This is a genomic window from Granulibacter bethesdensis CGDNIH1 (genome assembly GCF_000014285.2).
GTDB classification, from domain to species: domain Bacteria; phylum Pseudomonadota; class Alphaproteobacteria; order Acetobacterales; family Acetobacteraceae; genus Granulibacter; species Granulibacter bethesdensis.
In genome coordinates this window covers 169,810-192,785 of record NC_008343.2, presented here as the reverse complement: position 1 = coordinate 192,785, position 22,976 = coordinate 169,810, and the positions used below count along the sequence as shown (strand labels likewise).

Annotated in this window: 20 protein-coding genes; 11 read left to right on the top strand and 9 right to left on the bottom strand. The window is 61.9% G+C overall.

Annotated elements, in window-relative coordinates; genetic code table 11:
* Nucleotides 1–25: 25 nt before the first annotated feature.
* The 3 genes from GBCGDNIH1_RS13210 to pip all read right to left on the bottom strand — a co-directional run bounded on the left by GBCGDNIH1_RS13210 (nucleotide 26) and on the right by pip (nucleotide 3,045).
* Nucleotides 26–1,342 carry an O-antigen ligase family protein gene (locus GBCGDNIH1_RS13210; protein ID WP_011630877.1) on the bottom strand — a complete coding sequence of 439 codons (1,317 nt, stop codon included), beginning with the start codon at nucleotides 1,340–1,342 and terminating at the stop codon, nucleotides 26–28.
* A 5-nt stretch (nucleotides 1,343–1,347) separates the two neighbouring features.
* On the bottom strand, nucleotides 1,348–2,025 hold the full coding sequence (locus GBCGDNIH1_RS13205) for a glutathione S-transferase (protein WP_043452592.1): 678 nt from the start codon (nucleotides 2,023–2,025) through the stop codon (nucleotides 1,348–1,350).
* Between the two features lie 66 nt (nucleotides 2,026–2,091).
* On the bottom strand, nucleotides 2,092–3,045 hold the full coding sequence (pip, locus tag GBCGDNIH1_RS13200) for a prolyl aminopeptidase (protein WP_011630875.1): 954 nt from the start codon (nucleotides 3,043–3,045) through the stop codon (nucleotides 2,092–2,094).
* A gap of 63 nt (nucleotides 3,046–3,108) precedes the next feature.
* Between pip and GBCGDNIH1_RS13195 the strand changes: the two genes are divergently transcribed.
* Both GBCGDNIH1_RS13195 and GBCGDNIH1_RS13190 read left to right on the top strand, forming a co-directional pair.
* Entirely contained in the window at nucleotides 3,109–3,498 is a 390-nt protein-coding gene (locus tag GBCGDNIH1_RS13195) for a DUF423 domain-containing protein (RefSeq protein WP_011630874.1), read from the top strand.
* A gap of 143 nt (nucleotides 3,499–3,641) precedes the next feature.
* The gene (locus tag GBCGDNIH1_RS13190; protein WP_025318022.1) at nucleotides 3,642–3,917 is read left to right on the top strand and encodes a hypothetical protein; all 276 of its coding nucleotides are present in this window, start codon (nucleotides 3,642–3,644) and stop codon (nucleotides 3,915–3,917) included.
* 27 nt (nucleotides 3,918–3,944) lie between these two features.
* Here the strand turns inward: GBCGDNIH1_RS13190 and GBCGDNIH1_RS13185 are convergent, their stop codons facing one another.
* Entirely contained in the window at nucleotides 3,945–5,093 is a 1,149-nt protein-coding gene (locus GBCGDNIH1_RS13185) for a DegT/DnrJ/EryC1/StrS family aminotransferase (protein ID WP_043453324.1), read from the bottom strand.
* Nucleotides 5,094–5,102: 9 nt separating this feature from the next.
* Complete coding sequence (locus tag GBCGDNIH1_RS13180; protein WP_011630871.1) at nucleotides 5,103–7,058, bottom strand: polysaccharide biosynthesis protein; 1,956 nt, start codon at nucleotides 7,056–7,058, stop codon at nucleotides 5,103–5,105.
* Nucleotides 7,059–7,210: 152 nt separating this feature from the next.
* On the opposite strand from GBCGDNIH1_RS13180, the gene GBCGDNIH1_RS13175 reads away from it, so the two are divergent.
* Nucleotides 7,211–8,263, top strand: a complete 1,053-nt coding sequence (locus GBCGDNIH1_RS13175) for a glycosyltransferase family 4 protein (protein WP_011630870.1) — start codon at nucleotides 7,211–7,213, stop codon at nucleotides 8,261–8,263.
* A 6-nt stretch (nucleotides 8,264–8,269) separates the two neighbouring features.
* Here the strand turns inward: GBCGDNIH1_RS13175 and dnaA are convergent, their stop codons facing one another.
* The 3 genes from dnaA to mutM form a co-directional block, all read right to left on the bottom strand.
* On the bottom strand, nucleotides 8,270–9,847 hold the full coding sequence (gene dnaA / locus GBCGDNIH1_RS13170; RefSeq protein WP_011630869.1) for a chromosomal replication initiator protein DnaA: 1,578 nt from the start codon (nucleotides 9,845–9,847) through the stop codon (nucleotides 8,270–8,272).
* 392 nt (nucleotides 9,848–10,239) lie between these two features.
* Complete coding sequence (gene rpsT / locus GBCGDNIH1_RS13165; RefSeq protein ID WP_011630868.1) at nucleotides 10,240–10,509, bottom strand: 30S ribosomal protein S20; 270 nt, start codon at nucleotides 10,507–10,509, stop codon at nucleotides 10,240–10,242.
* 142 nt (nucleotides 10,510–10,651) lie between these two features.
* Complete coding sequence (mutM, locus tag GBCGDNIH1_RS13160) at nucleotides 10,652–11,533, bottom strand: bifunctional DNA-formamidopyrimidine glycosylase/DNA-(apurinic or apyrimidinic site) lyase (RefSeq protein WP_025318018.1); 882 nt, start codon at nucleotides 11,531–11,533, stop codon at nucleotides 10,652–10,654.
* Between the two features lie 100 nt (nucleotides 11,534–11,633).
* Here mutM and GBCGDNIH1_RS13155 point away from each other — a divergent pair, with 100 nt between their 5' ends.
* From GBCGDNIH1_RS13155 to GBCGDNIH1_RS13135, 5 genes are all read left to right on the top strand, one after another.
* The gene (locus tag GBCGDNIH1_RS13155) at nucleotides 11,634–12,401 is read left to right on the top strand and encodes a class I SAM-dependent methyltransferase (RefSeq protein WP_408874642.1); all 768 of its coding nucleotides are present in this window, start codon (nucleotides 11,634–11,636) and stop codon (nucleotides 12,399–12,401) included.
* Nucleotides 12,398–13,660, top strand: a complete 1,263-nt coding sequence (gene coaBC, locus GBCGDNIH1_RS13150) for a bifunctional phosphopantothenoylcysteine decarboxylase/phosphopantothenate--cysteine ligase CoaBC (RefSeq protein WP_011630865.1) — start codon at nucleotides 12,398–12,400, stop codon at nucleotides 13,658–13,660. The genes GBCGDNIH1_RS13155 and coaBC overlap by 4 nt, the downstream gene beginning before the upstream one ends.
* A 14-nt stretch (nucleotides 13,661–13,674) precedes the next feature.
* Nucleotides 13,675–14,112: a dUTP diphosphatase gene (gene dut, locus GBCGDNIH1_RS13145; RefSeq protein ID WP_011630864.1), complete on the top strand. Its 438-nt coding sequence runs from the start codon at nucleotides 13,675–13,677 to the stop codon at nucleotides 14,110–14,112.
* A 145-nt stretch (nucleotides 14,113–14,257) separates the two neighbouring features.
* Nucleotides 14,258–15,982, top strand: a complete 1,725-nt coding sequence (locus GBCGDNIH1_RS13140) for an ABC transporter permease (RefSeq protein WP_011630863.1) — start codon at nucleotides 14,258–14,260, stop codon at nucleotides 15,980–15,982.
* Nucleotides 15,983–15,999: 17 nt separating this feature from the next.
* Nucleotides 16,000–17,328 carry an ABC transporter ATP-binding protein gene (locus GBCGDNIH1_RS13135; protein WP_011630862.1) on the top strand — a complete coding sequence of 443 codons (1,329 nt, stop codon included), beginning with the start codon at nucleotides 16,000–16,002 and terminating at the stop codon, nucleotides 17,326–17,328.
* On the opposite strand, the gene GBCGDNIH1_RS13130 is transcribed toward GBCGDNIH1_RS13135, so the two are convergent.
* Nucleotides 17,325–17,729, bottom strand: a complete 405-nt coding sequence (locus GBCGDNIH1_RS13130) for a hypothetical protein (RefSeq protein ID WP_011630861.1) — start codon at nucleotides 17,727–17,729, stop codon at nucleotides 17,325–17,327. The two genes, GBCGDNIH1_RS13135 and GBCGDNIH1_RS13130, sit on opposite strands and share 4 nt — an antisense overlap.
* A 37-nt stretch (nucleotides 17,730–17,766) precedes the next feature.
* On the opposite strand from GBCGDNIH1_RS13130, the gene GBCGDNIH1_RS13125 reads away from it, so the two are divergent.
* The 3 genes from GBCGDNIH1_RS13125 (at nucleotide 17,767) to GBCGDNIH1_RS13115 (ending at nucleotide 22,975) form a co-directional block, all read left to right on the top strand.
* Nucleotides 17,767–18,729, top strand: a complete 963-nt coding sequence (locus GBCGDNIH1_RS13125; RefSeq protein ID WP_011630860.1) for an ArsR/SmtB family transcription factor — start codon at nucleotides 17,767–17,769, stop codon at nucleotides 18,727–18,729.
* Between the two features lie 48 nt (nucleotides 18,730–18,777).
* Nucleotides 18,778–22,269 carry a methionine synthase gene (gene metH, locus GBCGDNIH1_RS13120; protein ID WP_011630859.1) on the top strand — a complete coding sequence of 1,164 codons (3,492 nt, stop codon included), beginning with the start codon at nucleotides 18,778–18,780 and terminating at the stop codon, nucleotides 22,267–22,269.
* A 145-nt stretch (nucleotides 22,270–22,414) separates the two neighbouring features.
* Entirely contained in the window at nucleotides 22,415–22,975 is a 561-nt protein-coding gene (locus tag GBCGDNIH1_RS13115) for a NifU family protein (protein WP_011630858.1), read from the top strand.
* Nucleotide 22,976 lies beyond the last annotated feature (1 nt).

The window sequence follows — 22,976 nt, the reverse complement described above, 5'->3', positions numbered from 1 at the left end:
ATGCGGCTTGCACCGGTGCCGTTTTCTATGAAGCAGAGATAACGCGTTCCTTGTCTGATCCAAGAGCCAGCCTTGCCTCCGCCAGACCGAAGCCAAGCAGCAGGAAGAACCAGCCGGAAAGAGGCATGGATGTCACGCTGCTGGCGGAGGCGAGCGGCCATTCCTGAATCACCACCGCTGCCAGCAAACCGACCCGCAGCGGCGTGGGGTGGCGATAAAGCCCTCGCGCCAGTGCCACCACCCATGCGATCACCAGTGCCGAAAACAGCAGCAGCCCCGGATAACCGGCATCCGTCAGCGCCTGCAGATAATGATTGTGCGGATGCTGCACGCAGATATCGGCGCCTCCACCATCGGTTGAGCGATCTCCCAATGCCCGCCCAACAGAGCGCACGCCGAAATAATGCGGATCGTCACAGCCAGTGCGGAATCCGTCAAAACCCCTTCCAGTCAGCGGATTATCCCCCGCCATCACCAGAGAGCGGCTGAGAATCTGCCCATAATGACTGCCGCCAAACGCTCCCATCTGCTGACTGAACTTTTCTACCAGCCGATGGTGCACCTGAGGTGAAATCACCGGAGAAGCCGCCACCAGACATCCGGCCAGCACCACCAGCGCCGCCAGCGGAAGACGCAAACGCCGCAGATAGATGAATGCCACACCAAGCCCCGGCCCCAGAACCAGCAGCAGCGGCATCCGCTCCCCCATCAACACCAGCAAACCGACCGAGCCGGCAGCCAGTACAATGCGCAAAACACCAGCCTTCTGCCACGGTGCGCGCAACGCCTGCATCAGCATCGGCAACAGCACGGGAAACAACAGACGGGAGTAAGGAGGGGCCGCTCGTGGATGCTGATAAGGGCCAGTCAACTCTCCATCGGGGCCACGCGGCCAGCCGAACATGTTATGGCCGGTTACGAACTGAAAAGCCGTCTGGGCGGCCATATAGAAAAACGTGATTTCCAACAGCCGCCGCAGCCACAGCCTCGCCTGCTCCCCACGCAGCAGCAGATGCTCCAGCGCCGCCACGAAAATCAGAACTCTGACTGTCAGCACCGCCTGCAACAGGGAGGAAAATCCCCCCTGCCCCAGACTGCCGATCGGCAGGGAACACAGCACCAGCCATCCCCACCACAAGAGACCGATCTTCAGCCAGCCGGTACGGAACCATCCCCATTCATGGACCAGCGCCGAGCGGATCAGGAACAGGGCTGCAATGCCTGACATCAGACATTCCGCGATCCCGCGCCCATGCGTCAGAAAAATCGGCAGCAGCAGCAACGCCACCACCGAGACACGTTCAATACCGGCGCTGACCGCCGCACGGGAAGCAATGCTCACGGGGATCAGACGATCTGCTCATATTTCGGCAGATGCCAGGATTCAGGTTCGGCCTCTGCCGCCGCATACCATTGCTGCATCAGCGGATGCGCCCGCACTGCGTCCCGGTAAGAGGCAGCCGCTTCGGAAAGTGGCACATTATAAGTCAGAAAGCGTGCCACCACCGGCGCATACATGATGTCGGCGACCGTCAATGCCGCACCGTAAAGATAGGGGCCACCTGCCCCGAACCGCGCCCGCGTTTCGCTCCAGACCTGATCGATACGCGCAAGATCGGCCAACACCGCCTCATTGAACATCAGCCCCGGAAAATGGCGGCAGACATTCATCGGCATGGCGATGCGCAATTCCCGGAAGCCTGCATGCATTTCTGCCGCCACGCTGCGCGCATGGGCACGGATCATGAACTCGGACGGCCACAACGCAGGCTGGATCTCGGCACAATATTCGCAGATCGCCAGACTGTCCCAGATTGGCTGCCCCTCCACTTCCAGCACCGGCACAAAGCCACTGGGAGAAGCCTGCTTCACCTCCGGTGTATGCCCTCCCGCCAGTTTATAGACCACTTCCTCCACCTCGATCCCAGCCAGCTTCACCGCCAGCCAGCCCCTCAACGACCAGGAGGAATAGCGGCGGGTGCCAAGTAACAAACGGGCGCGCGTGGAAGCAGAAAGAGCGGTCATGCTCTGCAATCCCTAAAAACTTAAAAAAGCCATTGAAGCAAACGGGCCTGAAACGATCAGGCATGCTCAGCCGATCTGGCGGCGGAAACGCTCCACCGCTGCCACCAGTGCACGCCTGATCCCGGGTTCCAGCGCGGAATGTCCGGCATCGGGAATCACGGTCAATTTCGCGGCCGGCCAGCATGCGGCAAGGTCAAAGGCGGAATAGGCCGGGCAGATCATGTCGTAGCGGCCCTGCACGATCTCGGCGGGGAGGGTGGCGATACGGTCCATATGACCCAGCAAACCCTCCGGCGGCAGAAACAGCCGGTTGGCAAAATAATGCGCCTCGATCCGCGCCAGCCCTAACGCGCCCCGATCCCGCGCAAACAAGCCGACCGTATCCGGATTCGGCAGCAATGTGCTGCACGACCCTTCATACAAAGACCATGCCTGTGCCGCCGGCATATGAACTGCAGGATCGGTATCATTCAACCGGCTTATATAGCCGGCCAGCAGATCATGTCGCTCTTCAGGAGGCAGGAAATTGGCGAAAGCGGCGTGGGCCTCCGGAAATATCTGGCGAAGACCATAGAGAAACCATGCGACCTCCTGCTCACGGCCCAGAAAAATGCCGCGCAGCACACAGCCCAGCACCCTGTCCGGATGTGCCTGAGCATAGGCCAGCGCCAGGGTCGATCCCCAGGAACCGCCGAACAGCAGCCAGCGTTCGACGCCGAGATGCACGCGCAGCAGTTCTATGTCTTCGATCAGATCCTGCGTGGTATTGCGTGCCAAACTACCCAGCGGGCGGGACCGGCCCGCTCCGCGCTGATCGAAAATGACGGCCCGCCAGTAGACAGGATCAAAGAAACGGCGATGGACCGTACCCGCCCCCGCCCCCGGACCACCATGCAGGAACAGCACCGGGACGCCGTAGGGATTTCCCACCTGCTCCCAATACATCACATGACCACCTGACAACGGCAGGTAGCCGGTTTCGTTCGGACCTATATCCGGAAAGAGATCGCCACGGGGCATGAAGGTATTTTACAGATGTAAGCCCGCGCATGAAATAGGGGTGCTTTCAGGAGGATCGCATAGATGGCCCGCGTTCTGCTCACCCTTGGCGGATTATCCGGCTGCATGGCAGTTGCCATGGCCGCCATCGCTGCCCATGCCTTGCCCGATCCCGATACAATCCGGCTGGTGCAGACGGCGGTGCAGATGCAGGGCTGGCACGCCATCATGATGATCATCTCGGCGCTGCTTGCCACGCATCTGCATACGAAGGCAGGCCGGAAAATCGCTCTGGCTGCCGGAGGCGCTTTTTTTGTGGGCACAGTTCTGTTCTGCGGCGATCTGTATGTCCTGGCCCTGCAGGGAATCAGCCTCAGCCCGCTGGCACCTATTGGAGGTGTAACCCTGATGCTGGGCTGGTTTGGTGTGGCAGCAGCCGGGGCAATCGGACAAAACACCTCTTTCACACCCTGAAACAAAACGGTTTTGGTGCGTGGAAAGCATTGCTCTCATGCCGTGTTTGGCGTTGTTCCCCGCCAAAATCATTCCCATCCTCATAGTTGCAAACCGGACCAAAACAAAACCAGATCCGGTCGCCATTGAGGAAAGCGAATATCATGCACAATACACACGGACCATGTCGGCAGCGAATATCCGGGCGCGCGATCCCGGTGATTCTGGCGCTGGGCCTGCCGTTGCTGATGGCAGCCTGTGCCGGCCAAGTCCCGGAAACCGGCACAACCCATGCCCGGCTGATGAACAACCAGGATCAGACGGCCTGGCTGGGCAGCGGCAAAATCGCCTCGGAGAGTTACGACTTCAACAAGAGCGTCGCGGCACATAACGTTTTGTGCAGCTGGGAGCCAACCTTCAATCCCGATAACTGCCGCTGATCAGCATCCTGATCATCCTCGGTGAGGTCAGGCCAATGAAGCCAGAATCGCATCACACACGCGATGGGCCTGCGTCTCACTGAGATCAGGGTGGATCGGCAATGCCAGAATACGCGTGGCGAGATCCTCGGAAACAGGCAGCGCCGTTCCATCGTGAGAGGGAGCGTAGGCAGGCTGCACATGCAGCGGTCGCGGGTAATAGATGGCTGTCGGCACGCCCCGATCTTTCAGACTGGCCTGCAAGCCGTCGCGTTGGGCCGCATCCTTGAGCAGGATGGCATAGATCGCCCAGGCAGAGCGACTGTCCGGCACACGGGCCGGAGTGGTCAGCCCAGCGACCCCCGCCAGCCTTGCATCGTACAGCGACGCGATTGCTTCCCGCGCTTCCAGTTCCTCCCCGAACACCGTCAACTTGCTGAGCAGCACTGCTGCCTGAAGCGTGTCGAGTCGGCCATTCATGCCGGTACGCAAAACCTCGTATCGTGTCGTGCCCTCGCCATGGGTGCGCAGGCTGCGATACAGCGCGGCACGCTCCGCATCCTCGGTGAACAGAGCACCACCATCGCCATAGGCCCCCAGCGGTTTGGAGGGGAAAAAGCTGGTGGCCGTTGCAACGGCTTCCTGCCCAAGTCTGCGCTCACCCAGGCTCGCCCCGAAACTCTGGGCACAATCATCAAGTGTGAACAGGCCGTGGCGCTCGGCAATGGCGCGGAGCGCGGCCCATGGCGCGGGCTGGCCGAACAGATCCACGCCGATCACCGCACGCGGACGCAATACGCCTGCACGTTTCACGTCCTCAATCCGGCGTTCCAGCGCCACCGGATCAATCTGGAACGTCGCCGGATCAATATCCACGAAAACCGGCACCGCGCCCAGCACCAGAGGTACTTCCGCCGTCGCCGTATAGGTGAAGGCAGGCAGGAACACGGCGTCTCCACGACCGATTCCCTCCGCCATCAGTGCAATCTGCAACGCATCCGTACCGGAACTGACCGAGACGCAATGTGTGGCCCCGCAGAACGCTGCCAGCTCTTCCTCCAGCGCCCGCACCTCCGGCCCCAGCACGAACTGGCAATGCGCGAACACCGCCTCGACACGGGGGCGCAGATCCTCCGCGATGCGGCGCTGCTGCGCTTTCAGGTCAAGGAAAGCGATCGGGGCTGCTGTCTCTGTCATGGGTCTCACTCAGCTGGAAGCCGTTTGTAGCAAAGCCGTCCTGTCATGATTGGGCTGATGCACGAATTCCGGCACCATCTGTGCCAGCACCGCCAGCGCCGCCGCATGGTCGCCACGTCGACAGGCAGCCGCCAGGATGTCGATCGCATCGGCCGCCATCTCCGCCTCCACCACACGCGGACGGGCCATCAGCAGGCCGGGATAGATGGTAGCCTCCGGCGGTTCCTTGCCGTGGAACAGTTCTTCATACAATTTTTCGCCGGGGCGCAGACCGGTGAACCGGATGGCGACATCCTCATCCGGCCTCAGCCCGGCCAGACGGATCAGTTGGCGCGCCAGATCGACGATCTTCACCGGCTCCCCCATATCCAGCACGAAAATGCCGCCTTCGGGCACAGCAGAGGAGGCCGCCCCGGCACTGACACCGACAACCGTGGCCTGCAAGACCAGTCCCACCGCTTCGCGCACCGTCATGAAATAGCGGCGCATATCCGGATGGGTCACGGTCAGCGGGCCGCCGCGTTCCAACTGCCTCCGGAACAACGGCACCACCGATCCGGTGCTGCCCAGCACATTGCCGAACCGCACCGTGACGCAGCGCATGCCGTTTCCATGGCGCTGGGCGAGACGATCCAGAGCCTGACAGTACATCTCGGCCAGACGCTTGGAGGCGCCCATGACGCTGGTCGGATTGACCGCCTTGTCGGTGGAAATCAGCACCATGCCCAGCGCTCCGGCAGCCGCTGCCGCATCCGCCACGATCCTTGTGCCGACTGCATTGGTCAGCAGGCCCTCCAGCGGATTGGCCTCCACCATGGGGACATGTTTCAGCGCCGCGGCATGAAACACCAGCTCCGGTTTCTCCACCTGCATGATCGCATGCAGTCGGCCGGCATCCCGAATATCGGCCACAATCGGCTGACGCGGAACAGCAGGGAAAGATTCTCCCAGCTCCAGATCGATCTGCCACAGCGCATATTCACCGTTATCCAGCAGCAGCAGGCGGGAGGGGCCGAAAGCCGCCACCTGACGACTGAGCTCACTGCCGATCGTGCCACCGGCACCGGTCACCAGAACACGCCGGCCCTGAATCAGTCGGGCCATGCCTTCCCGATCCAGTCTTGCCTGCGGGCGGTTGAGCAGATCCTCAATCGCCACCGGCTTCAGGGTGGCCCGCGCGGAATCCGCATCGGCTGCGGCACTGGTCAGCAATGTGGGATCGGCGGCACGGCGGAGTTGCATACCCTGCTTTTCCGCCACATCCATCAGCATACGCATCCGCTCCCCGCCTAACTCCGACGCGGTGATGACGATCTGCCCCGGCAACTGGCCTTCTGTCCGCAGACGCTCCAGCACTTCATCGGCCTGATCGACCGTGCCGAGAATCGGCTGCCCGTGAATACGCCGCCCTGTCTGGCGGGAGGACAGCGCCAGCAATCCGATCACACGCAGCGAGGCACGGCGATCCTTGGCCGTCGCACGGAGAAACAGATCGGCACCCTCGCCCGCACCGACCAGAAGCACGGTCTGCACCGGCGGGGCTGCTTCCGACGCCTCCGTGCGCGCCCCGAAACGGATATTGCCTTGCGTCAACCGATAGGCCACCCGTGGCGTCCCCAGCACCAGCAGCAAGGTCATGGCGAAAATGACCGGAAAACTTTTGCTGGGCAGCGGCGTGTGCGCCATGACCAGAGCAAGCGTGAACAGGACGGCTCCGCTGATACTGCATGCAGCGACACCGACCAGATCGCCGATTCCTGCAAAGCGCCAGTATTGGGTAGGCAGGCGGAACGGAATGCCCCCCAGCACCACGCTCAACGCACTGAGTAACAGCCACCATGAGGCCGGAACCGGATCAGTCCCCGGCCGGGCAAGCCAGTGCGCCACCGGAACGGCCAGAGCCGCCAGAGAACCATCCAGCAGGATGTTCAGCACGATACGGGAATAAACGCGTCCGGACGCCATGAGCGACCTATAAACAGCTCCAGCCCTCTTGCCGAGGGGGGAGACGGGTGAATTACCGTGTGCCCCGCACGCTTGATACAGGCTGGTGTTGCGGTTCCACGCGGCATCGGCCATGGTCCGCCGCCTTTTCCGGCCCGTTGCGGGAGCCTTGCATGACGTTCACGGCCTTTCTTCACCATCTGCTGTTCTGTGCCGCGCTGGCAGGGCTTTCAGCCATGATCGTGCGGATCATGATCACCGTGCGGGTCATGGATCAGCCCGATTTGCGCAAGGCCCACAGCATCGCCACCCCGAAAGGGGGGGGAGTGGGAATCGTCGCCGCTTTTCTGGCCGGATTGCTGGCCCTGTATATCTGGGCCGATTTTTCCCGGATTGCCGATCCTTATTTCCGGGGGGTCATAATCGCCTCCGTCGCCATCGCGGCCGTGTCGATGATCGACGATATTCGCAGCCGCTCCTTTACCGTCAAGCTCGGCACCCAGATCCTCGCCGCCCTGACCGTCGTCGCCAGCGGGCTGAGCCTGCGCGATCCGAACCTTCCGTTCATCGGCCCGGTTTCGCTGGGATGGATTGCACCGATTGCCAGCATGATGTGGCTGATCTTCGCCACCAATGCGATGAATTTCATCGACGGGCTGAACGGGCTGGCCTCCGGCGTCTCCCTGATCGCCTGCCTGTTTCTGGCCTGGATTGCACAGGAACAGGGCGGATATTTCATTTATTTTGCCGCCCTGCTGCTGGCCTCGGGAATTGCGGGATTTCTGCCTTTCAACTTTCCCAAAGCCCGGATTTTCATGGGGGATGTCGGCAGCCAGTTCTGTGGGTTCGTGCTCGCCATGCTCGGTATTGCCGCCAGCCGGTTCGACAATGTGGACATGTCGTTCCTGCTGGTGCCGATGCTGTTATCCGGCGTGCTGTTCGATGTCGCTTTTACCCTGGTCCGGCGCGGCCTTAATGGCGAAAACGTCACTGCCGCCCATCGTGGACACCTGTATCAGGTCGCCTCCCGCAGCGGTTTCAGCCGGGAAGCCGTCACCCTGATCCATTGGGGTTTCACAGTACTGGGAGGCTGTGCCTGCCTGCTGTTCATGCAGGCAGGGCCGAGCGGAAAACTGCTGATCCCGACGCTGCTGCTGGTGCCGCAGTTGATCTGGCTCGGCTGCGTCGTGCTGGCGGCCAGAAAACACGGAACGTCGTGGCGATAAGCGAAATCAGGATTCCAGCATCCGGCGCAACAGCTCGACATCTTCGGCAAAAGCCGCATCCCGCTCCATCAGCTCGGTGACACGGCTGATGGCATGCATCACGGTGGTATGGTCGCGATTGCCGAATTTACGGCCGATTTCCGGCAGGGAGCGGCTGGTCAACTGCTTGGCGAGGAACATCGCCACCTGGCGCGGCCGGGCCACTGCCCGCGCCCGGCGGGCAGAGGACATGTCCGTCAGCCGGATATTCCAGTGCTCCGCGACGCGGCGCTGGATTTCCTCAATGGTGATGCGACGGTCATGCGCCTTCAGAATATCGTGCAGCACTTCCTGCGCGGTTTCCAGCGTCAGCGCCCGGCCAAACAGATTGGCATGGGCGATCAGCCGGTTCAGCGCGCCTTCCAGCTCCCGCACGTTCGAGGTGATCTTGTGCGCAAGGAATTCTAGCACTTTGGGCGAGACCTCGACGCCGGCTTTCTGCACCTTGGCTTCGAGAATCGAGATACGCAGCTCAAAGGTAGTGGCATGCAGATCGGCCACCATGCCGCAGCCGAGACGGGTCCGCAGACGATCTTCCAGCCCTGACAGATCGGAAGGTGATTTGTCAGCCGACACAACAATCTGCTTGCCCGCATCCACCAGCGCATTGAACGTATGGAAGAATTCTTCCTGCGTATTGTCCTTGCCGATCAGGAACTGAAGGTCATCCACCATCAGCACATCGACGCTGCGCAACTCTTCCTTGAACTCCATGGTGGATTGGCTGCGAATGGCGGCGATAAAGCGATACATGAACTTCTCCGCCGACATATAGGCGACGGAAACCGGGGGCCGTCCCGGACGGTTCAGCTCCCACGCGATGGCATGCATCAGATGCGTCTTGCCGAGACCAACACCGCCATACAGAAAGAGCGGATTGAAGCCCGGGCTGGCCGGGCTTTCCGCCACGCGGCGCGCGCAGGCATAGGCGAATTCATTGGGTTTACCAACCACGAAGGTCTCGAAGCTGAAGCGCCGATCCAGCGCATGCATATCGCCGGCGCGTCCGGCCTCATCCAACGCAGGGCCAGCCAGAGAAGAAGGGGCCAGAGTGTCTGCTTCCGGAAGACTGGCCTGATCCGCGACCGATGAGACCGGCGCTACACGCTCTGCCGGAGCAGATGCTTTCTGGACGATACCGCTTTCGTACAGGCTTTCGGTCAGACCATGGCCACTCTCCGTCACGGAGCCGAGGCGGATATCCACCCGCCTGACCGCAGGATTTTCCGCCTGCCACAGCGTATTCAGGCGATCGGAGTAATGGGAACGCACCCAGTCACGCAGAAAACGGGTCGGCAGGTGAATGGCAACCTCATCAGCCTCCAACCCGGCCAGCGTCATTTGCCGCAGCCAGGTCCGGTATTCAACTTCCCCGACCTCAGCCCGCAGCCTCTGACGTACGCGATTCCATTGCTCGGCCAGCAGGCCAGCCGAAACCGGCCGCCCGGTTGCTGGCGTAACATCGGCAAAGTCATCGCGTTTTTTTGCAGCGTGAACGGAGATATCCTGTTCCGCGCTGCCGCCGTGTTCTGACACTGCCCGCACCTACCCGGATCAAGCGGTCCTGAAGAGAGGACCGATATTCAAACGACATGTTGCTTCGTCTGCCTGAACAGGAACCATGCACGTCCTGTCAGGCCTTCCTCACCACAAACAGGAAGTCGATATCTTAGGTTGCATCGGGGATGATCCGGAAGCAATCCAAAAGTCATGCCCTGTGGTCAGAAAGATTTGAACGATCACGGCACTGAGAACCAAAGTCCCGGAGAAAGGACAACGGCCTTAGACAGCAAAAATACTGCCATCCGTCAAATGGACAGCAGTATTCGTGCAGATTGAGAGTGCCGAAAATCAAAACACTGACTAAAGCCAGCTGTTTGATAACAGAATTACGCAACCAATATTAAAAATATACCGGCTCTGTAATCCGGTCAGGCTCAGGCGGTGGCCAGAGCCTTGATCCGTGCCGTCAGGCGGGACAGACGACGGGCCACCGTGTTGCGATGGATCACGCCCTTGCCAGCGGCGCGCTGCATTTCCGGCTGAGCCTCACGCAGGGCTTCGTTTGCGGCAGTGTGATTGCCGGACGCGATCGCGGTTTCGACCTTCTTGACGAAGGTACGCATGCGGGACTTGCGCGCAGCGTTACGCTCCGTGCGAACCTTGATCTGCCGGATGCGCTTGCGCGCTGAAGCGGTATTAGCCATCGATCTTCAAACCATTCGGTAATGCTAAGGACGGGTCCGGCGGAGTGGCCCGCCTGTGAGGGGCGGATATCTACGCAGCAGCCCGCAGAGAGTCAAGGAAACTTGCACACCCCGCCATTCGGCGCCGGCAACCCTGCCCCCTTCATCCCGCCTGTTTCCCCGCCTGTTGCTGGGTACAGGGACAGAAATACGTGCTTCGACCGCCCTGCACGATCTGGACGATCCCCTGACAGCCGGCGGACAGGCCGGGACAATGTTCGCAAGGCTGCCCCGCACGGCCATAGACTTTCCATGCATGCTGGAAATAGCCCAGTTCACCATCCGGCTGCACATAGTCACGCAGGGAGGAGCCACCTGCGGCAATCGCTTCCGTCAACGTCTCGCGAATCGCGGGGATCAACCGCCGGAGTTCAGCCCGGGAGAGGTCCCCCGCGGCCCGCAGCGGATTGATCCCGGCCCGGAACAGGGCCTCCGAAACATAGATATTGCCCAGCCCGGCCACGATCCGTTGATCCAGCAGAGCCAGTTTCACCGCCGTGCGGCGACCGGCAAATGCCTTTTCCAGACCAGAGAGACAAAATGCATCTTCCAGCGGCTCAGGCCCCATGGAGGAGAGCAGACGATGCGCATCCTCCGCCGCAGTCGGCACCAGATCCATCATGCCGAACCGCCTCGGGTCGACCAGCGCCGCGATCCAGCCATCCTCAGCCATCATGGAGACGTGTTCATGCCGCTCCGGTTCATGCCCCTCCGGCAAGGTCGTGTCGGCGGGTGCACGCAGCACGAAACGACCGGACATGCCCAGGTGAATCAACAGGCTGTCACCGCCATCCAGACGCATCAGGATGTATTTTCCACGCCGACGGAAATCCCGCACATACGCACCCGTCAGCCGGGCCGCCAGACCGGGTGGCAGAGGAAAGCGCAGATCAGGCCGCCTGACCTCCGCCCGCACGATACGACGCCCCTCCAGACGCGCACGCAGGCCACGCATCACCGTTTCAACTTCCGGCAGTTCCGGCATGAAGCGCATTCCTTGTTTCAAGCATCACGCAATCGTTTTACTTCGCCGCGTGACCTCCTATACAGCCTGCATGACAGAGTCACACGGCACCGTCCCCCCGATGAATGATCAGGCAGCTGGAAATGATCAGACAGCTGGCGAAACCGATTTCGGCTTTCGCGCCGTCCCGCGTGGTCAGAAAAAAACGCTGGTGCGCGAGGTCTTCGCCAGCGTCGCCCCCAAATACGATCTGATGAATGATGTGATGTCCCTCGGCATCCATCGCCTGTGGAAGCGCGTGTTCAACACCGTGCTGGACCCGCGCCCCGGCCAGACATTGCTGGATCTGGCAGGCGGCACCGGGGATATCAGCTTCAACTGGCTGCGTTCCGGTGGTGGCGATGCGATTCTGTCGGATATCAACCCGGCCATGCTGGGGGTCGGGCGAGACCGCGCCGCCAGCCGTGGATTGCTGGGCAGTCTGCGTTTTCTGGTGGCCGATGCCGAAACGCTGCCGCTGCCGGACCGCAGCGTGGACCGGGTCTCCATGGCGTTCGGCCTGCGCAACTGCACGGACAAGCTGGCCGTGCTGAAAGAAGCCCGCCGCGTGCTGAAAACAGGCGGCCGGTTCCATTGTCTGGAATTCAGTCGCGTGACCGTCGCCGCGCTGGAACCTGTCTATGATGCCTGGTCATTTCAGGTGCTGCCCCGGCTGGGTCAGGCCATTGCCGGGGATCGGGACAGCTATCAGTATCTCGCCGAAAGCATCCGCATGTTCCCCGATCAGGAAACTCTGGCCGATATGATGCGGGAGGCCGGATTCTCCCGTGTGTCCGTGCGCAACCTGTCTGGCGGAATCGCCGCCATCCACAGCGGCTGGCGGCTGTGACGGACGCCGCCCTGCCTCAGCGCCTGGCCGGAAAAACCGTCCTGCTGATCGTGGGCGGTGGCATTGCCGCCTATAAAACCCTGCCCCTGATCCGCCTGCTGCGCGCCGAAGGATGCAGCGTCTCCACCATTCTGACCAAAGCGGGGAGTGCTTTCGTCACACCGCTCTCCCTTCAGGCACTGACCGAGCAGCCCGTACACATGGACCTGCTTTCCCTGACCGAGGAAAGCATGATGGGTCATATCCAGCTCTCCCGTGCCGCCGATCTGCTGGTCATCGCGCCTGCCACTGCCGATCTGCTGGCGCGCATGAGCGCGGGGATGGCTGATGATCTGGCCGCCACCGTCTTGCTGGCCACCGACAAACCCGTGCTGGCCGCCCCGGCGATGAATGTCCGCATGTGGCAACATCAGGCGACACAGGCCAATATCGACACACTGACCGCACGCGGCCTCACGCTGGTCGGGCCGGAAGAAGGGCCGATGGCCTGTCACGAATACGGACCCGGCCGCATGGCGGAGCCGGAGACGATCCGTGATGCGATCCTCTCCCTTCTGGTCCCCTCCTCTGTCTCCTCCAATGTCCCCTCATCTGCCGACACCGTACCGCAGGATCTGCGTGGGCATCACGCGCTGGTGACATCCGGCCCGACGCATGAGCCGCTGGACCCGGTGCGCTATCTGGCCAATCGCAGCTCCGGGCGGCAGGGTCATGCGATCGCGGCGGCTCTGGCGCGCCGGGGAGCACGGGTCACGCTGGTCAGCGGGCCGGTCTCCATTCCCGATCCGCAAGGTGTCACGACGATCCATGTGGAAACCGGACGGCAGATGATGGCCGCCTGCGAATCTGCCCTGCCAGCCGATATCGCGGTCTGCGTCGCTGCCGTCGCCGACTGGCATGTCGAAGCCGCCGAGCAGAAACTCAAGAAAACCGGCGGCACACCTCACCTCACGCTGCTGCCGAACCCCGATATTCTGGCGACCCTGTCCGCGCCCGGCCCAAGACGCCCGGCTCTGGTGATCGGCTTTGCCGCCGAAACGGAAGCCGTGCATCAGCACGCCCGCGACAAGCGCCTGCGCAAAGGGTGCGACTGGCTGCTGGCCAATGACGTCTCACCCAACACCGGCATCATGGGCGGAGTCGATAACGCCATCCGCCTGATCACCGCCGATGGGGAAGAAGACTGGCCCCGCACCTCCAAAACGGAGGTCGCAGACCATCTCGCCGCCCGCATCGCAGCCTTTATGAACGCATCCTGAGGATCGAGACCGTCATGAATATCCTGATTCAGGTCCTTCCGCATGCGGAAGGACTGTCCCTTCCCGCCTATGCCACTCCCGGTGCCGCCGGGATGGATTTACTGGCCGCCGTCACGGAATCGGTCACCATCCCGCCCGGCGGCCGGGCCCTGATCCCGACCGGACTGCGTATGGCGCTGCCGCCGGGACATGAACTCCAGATCCGCCCCCGGTCCGGTCTGGCCCTGAAACACGGGATCACCCTGCCCAATACCCCCGGCACGATCGACGAGGATTATCGCGGCGAAGTAGGCATCATCGTGCTCAATACGGGTACGGAACCGTTTATCGTCGAACGCGGGATGCGAATCGCCCAAGGGGTGCTGGCCCCTGTTATCCGCGGCACGTTTCAGACAGTTGATTCGCTGGATGACACGGAACGCGGCACGGGTGGCTTCGGCAGCACCGGCTGATCCCGGTCCGTTTATTTCTCTGCCGTCACCAAAACGCAACCAAACAGCGGGGTGACGGCTCCGGCATCATGCTCTAGGAGGCGGGAAGCAGGATATTCCACTGCATCCTGCCGCTTTCAGGCCGCTTTCGCGCGAGGAAGAAACGATGTCCGAAACTGTTTTCCCCGCTCTGGCATCGCGACGCCGTCTTCCGAACCTGTTCGATCTGGTTTCGATTGCCGTGGTGTTCGCCGCCCTGGTGGCCGTCGTGCATGTGACGCGTGGCACGCTGGTGCCGCTGGATGATCGCTACGCGCATGCCGTTTCGCTCGATCCATGGAACCTGCCCGCCTATGCGTTCCGAACCACGTTGCGCATGCTGCTGGCCCTCGCCGCCGCGTTGTTTTTCACTTTCACCTACGCGACCTGGGCCGCCAAAAGCCGCCGGGCGGCCATGCTGCTGATCCCGATGCTCGATATCCTGCAATCGGTGCCGATCCTGGGGTTTCTGACCTTTACCGTCGTGTTCTTCATGAACCTGTTTCCAGGACAGGTGCTGGGGGCGGAGCTTGCCTCCATCTTCGCGATCTTCACCAGCCAGGCCTGGAATATGGCGTTCAGCTTCTATCAGTCCCTGACCACCCTGCCGGGTGATCTGGTGGAAGCGACTCGGGCGTTCCGCCTGTCTCCATGGCAGCGTTTCTGGAAGCTGGAAGTGCCATTCGCCATGCCAGGGCTGGTCTGGAACGCCATGATGTCCATGTCCGGCGGCTGGTTTTTCGTGGTGGCGTCGGAAGCGGTCTCGGTCGGCGACAATACCTGGATGCTGCCGGGAATCGGCTCCTACGTCGCATTGGCCCTTCGTCAGCAGGATATGGCCGCAATCGGCTATGCTATTCTCGCCATGGCGGTGGTGATCCTGCTGTACGATCAGCTTCTGTTCCGTCCGCTGGTGGCGTGGTCGGAAAAATTCCGCTTCGAAACAACGCAGGGTTCAACCTCCGAGGAACCGTGGCTGCTGCGCCTGCTGCGCCGCACTGCCTGGCTGCGTGCCGGAAGCGAGCTGCTGGCGAGCGGTTTCAACGCTTTCACCAATCTGCGAATCGGCTTCCGTCTGCCGCGCCTGATCCGGGCCTCAAACCAGCCTTCCCGTATTGTCGATATGCTGTGGGGTCTGATCGTCTTCGCCATGCTGGTCTGGTGCGCCTGGCATATCTACGCTTTCCTGTCGGGACGCATCGCGCCTTCGGATGTACTGCAAGCCGTGCTGATGGGGTGCATCACCATGCTGCGCGTCATCGTGCTGATGATCGTTGCCACGTTGATCTGGGTGCCGATCGGGGTGGCTATCGGTCTGCGCCCGCACGTGGCGCGTTTTGTACAGCCGTTGGTGCAGTTTCTGGCAGCCTTCCCGGCCAATCTGTTCTTTCCGCTTTTCGTGTTGGTGATCGCCCGTTTTTCGTTGAACCCGGATATCTGGCTGACGCCGCTGATGATTCTCGGTGCACAGTGGTACATCATGTTCAACGTCATCGCGGGGGCCGCCGCTTTCCCCGGCGACATGCAGGAAGCCGCACGTGGATTTCATATCCGTGGCTTTCTGTGGTGGCGGCGGGTGATCCTGCCCGGCATTTTCCCCTATTATATCACCGGTGCGATCACCGCCTCCGGCGGTGCGTGGAACGCGGCCATCGTCTCTGAAGTCGTGACCTGGGGACCGAATACGCTGCAAGCGCACGGGCTGGGCCGCTTCATCGCCGATGCCTCGGCCGATGGAAACTGGCCGCGCACCATACTGGGCGTGGCCGTGATGTCGGCCTTCGTGGTCGGCTTCAACCGTGCCCTGTGGAAACCGCTTTTCAACTTCGCCACACGTCGCCTGACCTACTGATCGAAGGAACGGATCTCATGGCCATGGACACAGCCCTCGCCGCCCCAGCCCTTCTGGAAGTCAAGAACGTCCGGCAGGCTTATCACAAGGACAGCAACGCCGATTTCGTGGTGCTGGACGATGTCGACCTGACGCTGCGGGAAGGCGAGATCGTCGGATTGCTGGGCCGCTCCGGCTCCGGCAAATCGACCCTTCTGCGGATCGTCTCCGGCCTGCTGCCCCCCACATCAGGTCAGGTGACGTGGAAAGGGCGCCCGGTCAATGGCCCCGCCCGCGGGGTCGCCATGGTGTTCCAGAGCTTCGCACTGTTTCCCTGGCTGACCGTGCAGGAAAATGTCGAGCTGGGTCTGGAAGCACAGGGCGTCAACCGGGCCGAGCGGGAACGCCGCGCCGAAATCGCCATCGATCTGATCGGTCTCGGCGGCTATGAAAGCGCCTATCCCAAGGAACTGTCCGGCGGCATGCGGCAACGTGTAGGGCTGGCCCGCGCCCTGGTGGTCCATCCTGATCTGCTGCTGATGGATGAGCCGTTCAGTGCGCTGGACGTGCTGACCGCCGAAACGCTGCGCACCGATCTGATCGACCTGTGGAGCGATGGCAAGCTGCCGCTGAAATCGGTGCTGATGGTCACGCACAACATCGAGGAAGCGGTGCTGATGTGCGACCGTATCCTCGTTTTCTCCTCCAATCCCGGGCGGGTGGCGCAGGAACTGCGCGTGCCGTTCCCTCATCCACGCGATCGGCACGACATCGCCTTCCGCCAGATGGTGGACGATATCTATGCGATCATGACCCGCCGCCCGCTGCCGACCAAGCATGCCGCCGTCACACCGCAGGGCATTGGTCAGGCCCTGCACCCCGTTTCCACCAACCTCATGGCCGGTCTGCTGGAAACGCTGGAGGCACAGCCTTACAACGGCCGCGCCGACCTTCCGCCGCTTGCCGCCGCGCTGCAACTGGACGTGGACGAATTGCTGCCGCTGGGCGAAACCCTGCAAATGCTGCGTCTGGCCGAGCTGGAAGAAGGCGATATCCGGCTGCTGGATGCCGGGCGGGCCTATGTCGAAGCCGAAACCGACACCAGAAAAGAAATTTTCGCGAACGCTCTGCGCTCTCATGTGCCGCTGGTGGCGACGATCTGTCAGGTTCTGGCCAGCCGCCCCAACCATCGCGCCGCCGCCGTGCGCTTCCGCGACGAGCTGGAAGACCATATGAGCGAGGATTACGCCCGTTCCACCCTTCGCACCGCGATTGCATGGGGCCGTTACGGAGAGCTGTTCGAATATGACGAGGAGGAAGACCAGTTCAGCCTCATCGTCGAGGAAAACGAGCCGGAAACAGTCTAGACCTCGATCCCGTCCTGCTTCTCCTCCGGGGGCGCAGGGCGGAACCGGGCAGCCAGTAACGGATCGTTCCTGAGCGTCTCTATCGCCTGTTCTGCCGCTTCCGGACTACCCACGATCACGACAACGCTGTTAAAAGCCGCCTGACCACGCACACGATCCAGAAACAGGACGGATAACGCCTCCGCCAGCGGTGAGCGCAGCGTGCAACAGGCGCAATCGGTGCCATGCCGCCTGTCCTGCGGCGCTGCCGGTTGAAAGATCCGGGTGTCAGCGGAACGATGGTCTGCCGCGATCCCTGCTTCCATCAGCACGGCTATGCCGTCCGCGACCGGTGCCTGCATGACAGCGGTACGAATATCGACGGGAATACGGGCATCCAGAAACCAGGCCATAGTGGACATAAAGATATCTTTATGTCATTTGTCCAGTATGGAGTTGATGCTCACCCAGTTGCGCGCCTGCGCCGAACCGACCCGCCTGCGTCTTCTGGCGCTGATGGCGCTCGGGGATTTCTGCGTGGTGGAGCTGACCGACATTCTCGGCCAGTCCCAGCCACGCCTGTCACGCCATCTGCGCCTGCTGGTGGAGGCCGGATTGCTGGAGCGTACGCGGGAAGGCTCCAATGCGTGGTTCAGCCTGGCCCAGACCGGGCTGGGCCGCGATCTGCCCGCCAAGCTGCCCGCTATCGACGCAACCCTGCAAGCCGACCGCCGTCAGGCTGAGCGTGTGCTGGCGGAGCGTGCCCGCGCCGCGACCGAGCGATTCCGTCGGGACGGTGCGGAATGGGATGAAATGCGCGCGCTCGGCCTGCCCGCTGAAACCGTCGAAGCCGCGCTGGTGGCGGATGTGGAAACGCTGTCTCTGCCTGAGGGCGCCACCCTGCTGGATATCGGCACCGGCACCGGACGAATTCTGGAATTGCTTGCCCCCTTCATCGGCTCCGGACTTGGTATCGATGCCAGCCGCACCATGCTGGCGCTGGCGCGGTCCCGCCTGTCCCGCGCCCGGCTGCGTCATTGCAGCGTCCGTCAGGCGGACATGATGCGCCTGCCACTGCCCGATGCCAGTTTCGACCTGACGATCCTGCATATGGTGCTCCATCACAGCGAAACACCCGGTGCAGTCATCACCGAGGCCGCCCGCATGCTGAAGCCCGGAGGCACGTTGCTGATCGTCGATCTGGCCGCGCATGAACGACAGGATCTGACCCGCGCCCTGCATCACCGCTGGCCCGGCTTTTCCGATGCCGAGATGCGCCGTGCCCTGACCTCTGCCGGATTGCAGGCCATACCTGCCGCCACGATATCCGGACCCATCGACATTGCCATCTGGCGCGCCATCCGCCCTGCCGGTACCACACCGGCCGCATTCACCCTGAAAGCGGCTTCCATCCATGACTGAGCCGCTGCCCGGTCTGCTCCCCTCACGATTCCAAAGCTGGAGACTCTCATGAGCCGCCCCCATCTGCTCGATGCCCTGCGCGATCAGGTTCTGCTGTGCGACGGCGGCATGGGCAGCCGCGTGCAGGCGCTGGATCTCGATGTCGAGCGGGACTATCTCGGCAAAGAGAACTGTACCGAGATCCTGAACCTCTCCCGCCCCGATCTGGTCCGTGAAATCCATCGCGGCTACTATGAGGCCGGGGCGGATATGGTGGAGACGAACAGCTTCGGCGGCTCCCCCGTCACCCTTGGCGAGTTCGAACTGGGCGATCGCGCGCGGGAGATCAACCGGATCGCCGCCGAACTGGCCCGCGAAGCTGCCGACAGCTTCAGCGATGGCCGGCACCGCTATGTGGTGGGCAGCATCGGGCCGGGCACCAAGCTGCCCTCGCTCGGCAATATCGACTATGATCCGCTAGAAGCCGGGCTGGCGGAACAATGCCGGGGCCTGATTGATGGCGGTGTCGATGCGTTTCTGATCGAGACCTGTCAGGACACGCTCCAGATCAAGGCCGCCGTCAACGGGGCCAAAAAAGCGCGGGCTGAGATGGGTGTCGATACGCCGATCTTCGTGCAGGTCACGGTGGAAACCACCGGTACGCTGCTGGTCGGGCCGGACATTGCCGCCGCCGCGACCGTGATCCACGCGATGGACGTGCCGCTGATCGGGCTGAACTGCGCCACCGGGCCGCAGGAAATGGCCGAGCATGTCAAATGGCTGGCCGCAAACTGGACCGGTCTGATCTCCATGCAGCCCAATGCCGGGCTGCCGGAACTGGTGGATGGCCAGACCCACTACCCGCTCTCGCCCGAGGAAATGGCGAGCTGGGTCGAACGCTATATCAGCGAGGATGGCGTCAATCTCATCGGCGGCTGCTGCGGCACCAATGTTCCGCATATCCGCGCGCTGGATGCCATGCTGCGCCGCCGGGCCGGTGCGCGTCTGCGGCCCGAGCCGATCAAACGAAACTCAATCTGGGTTCCCTCCGTCGCCAGCCTGTATGGCCAGACATCTCTGCGGCAGGAAAATTCCTATTTCTCTATCGGCGAACGCTGCAACGCCAACGGATCGAAGAAATGGCGCGAGGCGCAGGAACAGCATGACTGGGACACCTGCATCTCCATGGGGCGGGAGCAGGTCGGCGAAGGCTCCAACGCGCTGGATATCTGCACCGCTTTCGTTGGTCGCAATGAAGGGCTGGAAATGAATGAGGTGATCCGTCGCTTCACCAGCAGCGTGAATGCGCCTCTGGTGATCGACAGCACTGAAACGCCGGTGATCGAGGCCGCACTGAAACTGCATGGCGGCAAGCCGATCATCAACTCGATCAATTTCGAGGACGGGGAACATGCTGCCGAAGAACGCATGATTCTGGCACGCAAGTTCGGTGCCGCCGTCATCGCCCTGACCATCGATGAAGAAGGCATGGCCAAGACGCCGGAACGCAAGCTCGCTATCGCCGAGCGTCTGGTTCGGTTCGCCTGCGAAAAACACGGCCTGCCGCAATCCGATCTGCTGATCGACCCGCTGACCTTCACCATCGCCACCGGCAATGAAGATGATCGGAAGCTGGGCGAATGGACTCTGGAAGGCATCCGCATGATCCGGGAGAAATTCCCGGAGATTCAGATTATTCTCGGCCTGTCCAATATCAGCTTCGGCCTCAATCCGGCGGCCCGTGCAGTGCTGAACTCGGTGTTTCTCGATCATGCGGTCCGGGCGGGTATGACGGGCGCAATCGTGCATGTCAGCAAGATCCGTCCACTGCACCAGATTCCGGCAGAGGAAGCGAAGGTCATGGAAGACCTGATCTTCGACCGCCGCACGGAGGATTACGATCCCCTGCAACGTCTGCTGGAAATGTTTGCGGATCGTAAAGCCGCTGATGCCGTCAAGAAAACCCGCGCCGCCACAGTGGAAGGCCGTCTGAAAGACCGCATCGTCGATGGCGACCGCAAGGGCCTGACCGACGAACTGGACGAGGCGCTGAAAACCCATGCGCCGCTGGACATCATCAACACCATCCTGCTGGACGGCATGAAGGTGGTGGGAGAGCTGTTCGGCGCCGGCAAGATGCAGCTTCCCTTCGTACTCCAGTCGGCGGAAACCATGAAAGCCGCCGTCGCCTATCTGGAACCGATGATGGAGCGCGTGGAAGGCCAGCAGAAGGGCACCATCGTCCTGGCGACCGTCAAGGGCGACGTGCATGACATCGGCAAGAACCTCGTCGACATCATCCTGACCAATAACGGCTATCGCGTCGTCAATCTCGGCATCAAGGTGCCGCTGGCGGATATGGTGGCAGCGGTGAAGGAACATCGCGCCCATGCTATCGGCATGTCCGGCCTGCTGGTGAAATCCACCGTCATCATGCGCGAAAATCTGGAAGAAATGTCCCGTCAGGGCGTCGATGTGCCGGTCCTGCTCGGCGGTGCGGCCCTGACACGGAATTACGTCGAGGATGATTGCGTGGCGGCCTATGCCTCCGGCCGCGTTGCCTATGCGCGTGATGCGTTCGACGGGCTGCATCTGATGGACAAGGTGACGGGCAATGCCTTCGACGATTACCTGTCCGCCATTCAGCAGAAACGCAAAGGCAAGTCACGCAACCAGAGCCGAACGCTGGGCAAGGCCGATGCACGCGCTTTCCAGCCGGTGGATATCAATGCCACGCGGGCGCGGCGTCATCGTCTGACAAACAACGTTCCGGCCATCGAACCGCCTTTCTGGGGGGCGCGCGTGGTGGAAGCCACACCGAAAGCGATCATCCCCTTCCTCAATGAACGCAGCCTGTATCAGTTTCAGTGGGGCTTCCGGAAACAGGGCCGCTCGCTGGACGATTTTCTGGGCTGGGCCAAGCAGGAACTGCGCCCGGTGATGAAGCGGATGCTCGCCCTGTGCGAGGAGCAGGACATCCTGAAACCGCAGGCCGCCTACGGCTACTGGAAAGCAGCGGGGCAGGGCAATGAGCTGATCCTGTTCGAACAGGATGGCAGCACGGAACTGTGCCGCTTTTCCCTGCCCCGTCAGCCGAAGGAAGATGGGGAGTGCATCGCCGATTTTTTCCGCGATGTGGACGATGCGGAACGCGACGTGATCGGGTTGCAGGTGGTGACGGTCGGGCAGAAAGCCTCCGACATGGCACGCATCTGGTTCGAGGAAGACCGGTATCAGGATTACCTCTATCTCCACGGCCTCTCGGTAGAGATGGCGGAAGCCATGGCGGAATACGTGCACAAGCGCATCCGCGCCGAATGCGGTTTCGCAGCGGAAGATGAGCGGGACATGGAAAAGATGCTGGCGCAGGGTTATCGCGGCAGTCGCTATTCCTTCGGTTATCCGGCCTGTCCGAAGCTGGAGGATCAGGAGCCGATCCTGAAACTGCTTCAGGCCGAACGGATCGGTGTCGATCTGTCGGATGAATATCAGCTGCATCCTGAACAGAGCACCTCCGCGCTGGTCGTGCTCAACCCACATGCGAAATATTTCTCCGTCTGAGCAGGAACAGACCCGCTCACACATTCCCGTTGCGCGGGCCTGATGCGCAGGGGCCAGTACGGCCCTTGCGTTCAGACGGCAAACAGACGATCTACTCCGGTAACAGGACTGAAAAAGTCCATATTCCTGACGTCCGGAGATCTGCATGTTCATCGAAACCGAGGGCACGCCCAATCCCGCCACCCTGAAATTCCTGCCCGGCCGGGATGTCATGCCGGGTGGAACGGCGGATTTTGCCTCTGCTGCCACCGCCCAGCGCAGCCCGCTCGCGCTGGCGTTGTTCGAACTGCCGGGCATTGCACGCGTTTTTCTCGGCGCGGATTTCGTCACCGTGACCAAATCCTCCGATGTCGAATGGCCGGAACTGAAGCCGCAGGTCCTGGCCGCGCTGATGGATCATTTCGTCACAGGCCGTCCGGTGCTGAATGATACCCCCTCCGACGTGCTGGAGGAGGATATCCGCCCGGAAGATCGCGAAATCGTCGATCAGATCAAGGAATTGCTGGATACCCGGGTCCGCCCGGCCGTCGCCGGAGATGGCGGAGACATCGTATTCCGCGGCTATCGCGACGGCGTTGTGCTGCTGCATATGCAGGGTGCATGCAGCGGATGCCCTTCCTCCCGCGCGACTCTCAAGCACGGGATCGAGAATATGCTGCGGCATTACGTGCCGGAAGTTCTGGCGGTGGAGCAGGTGGAAGCCTGAT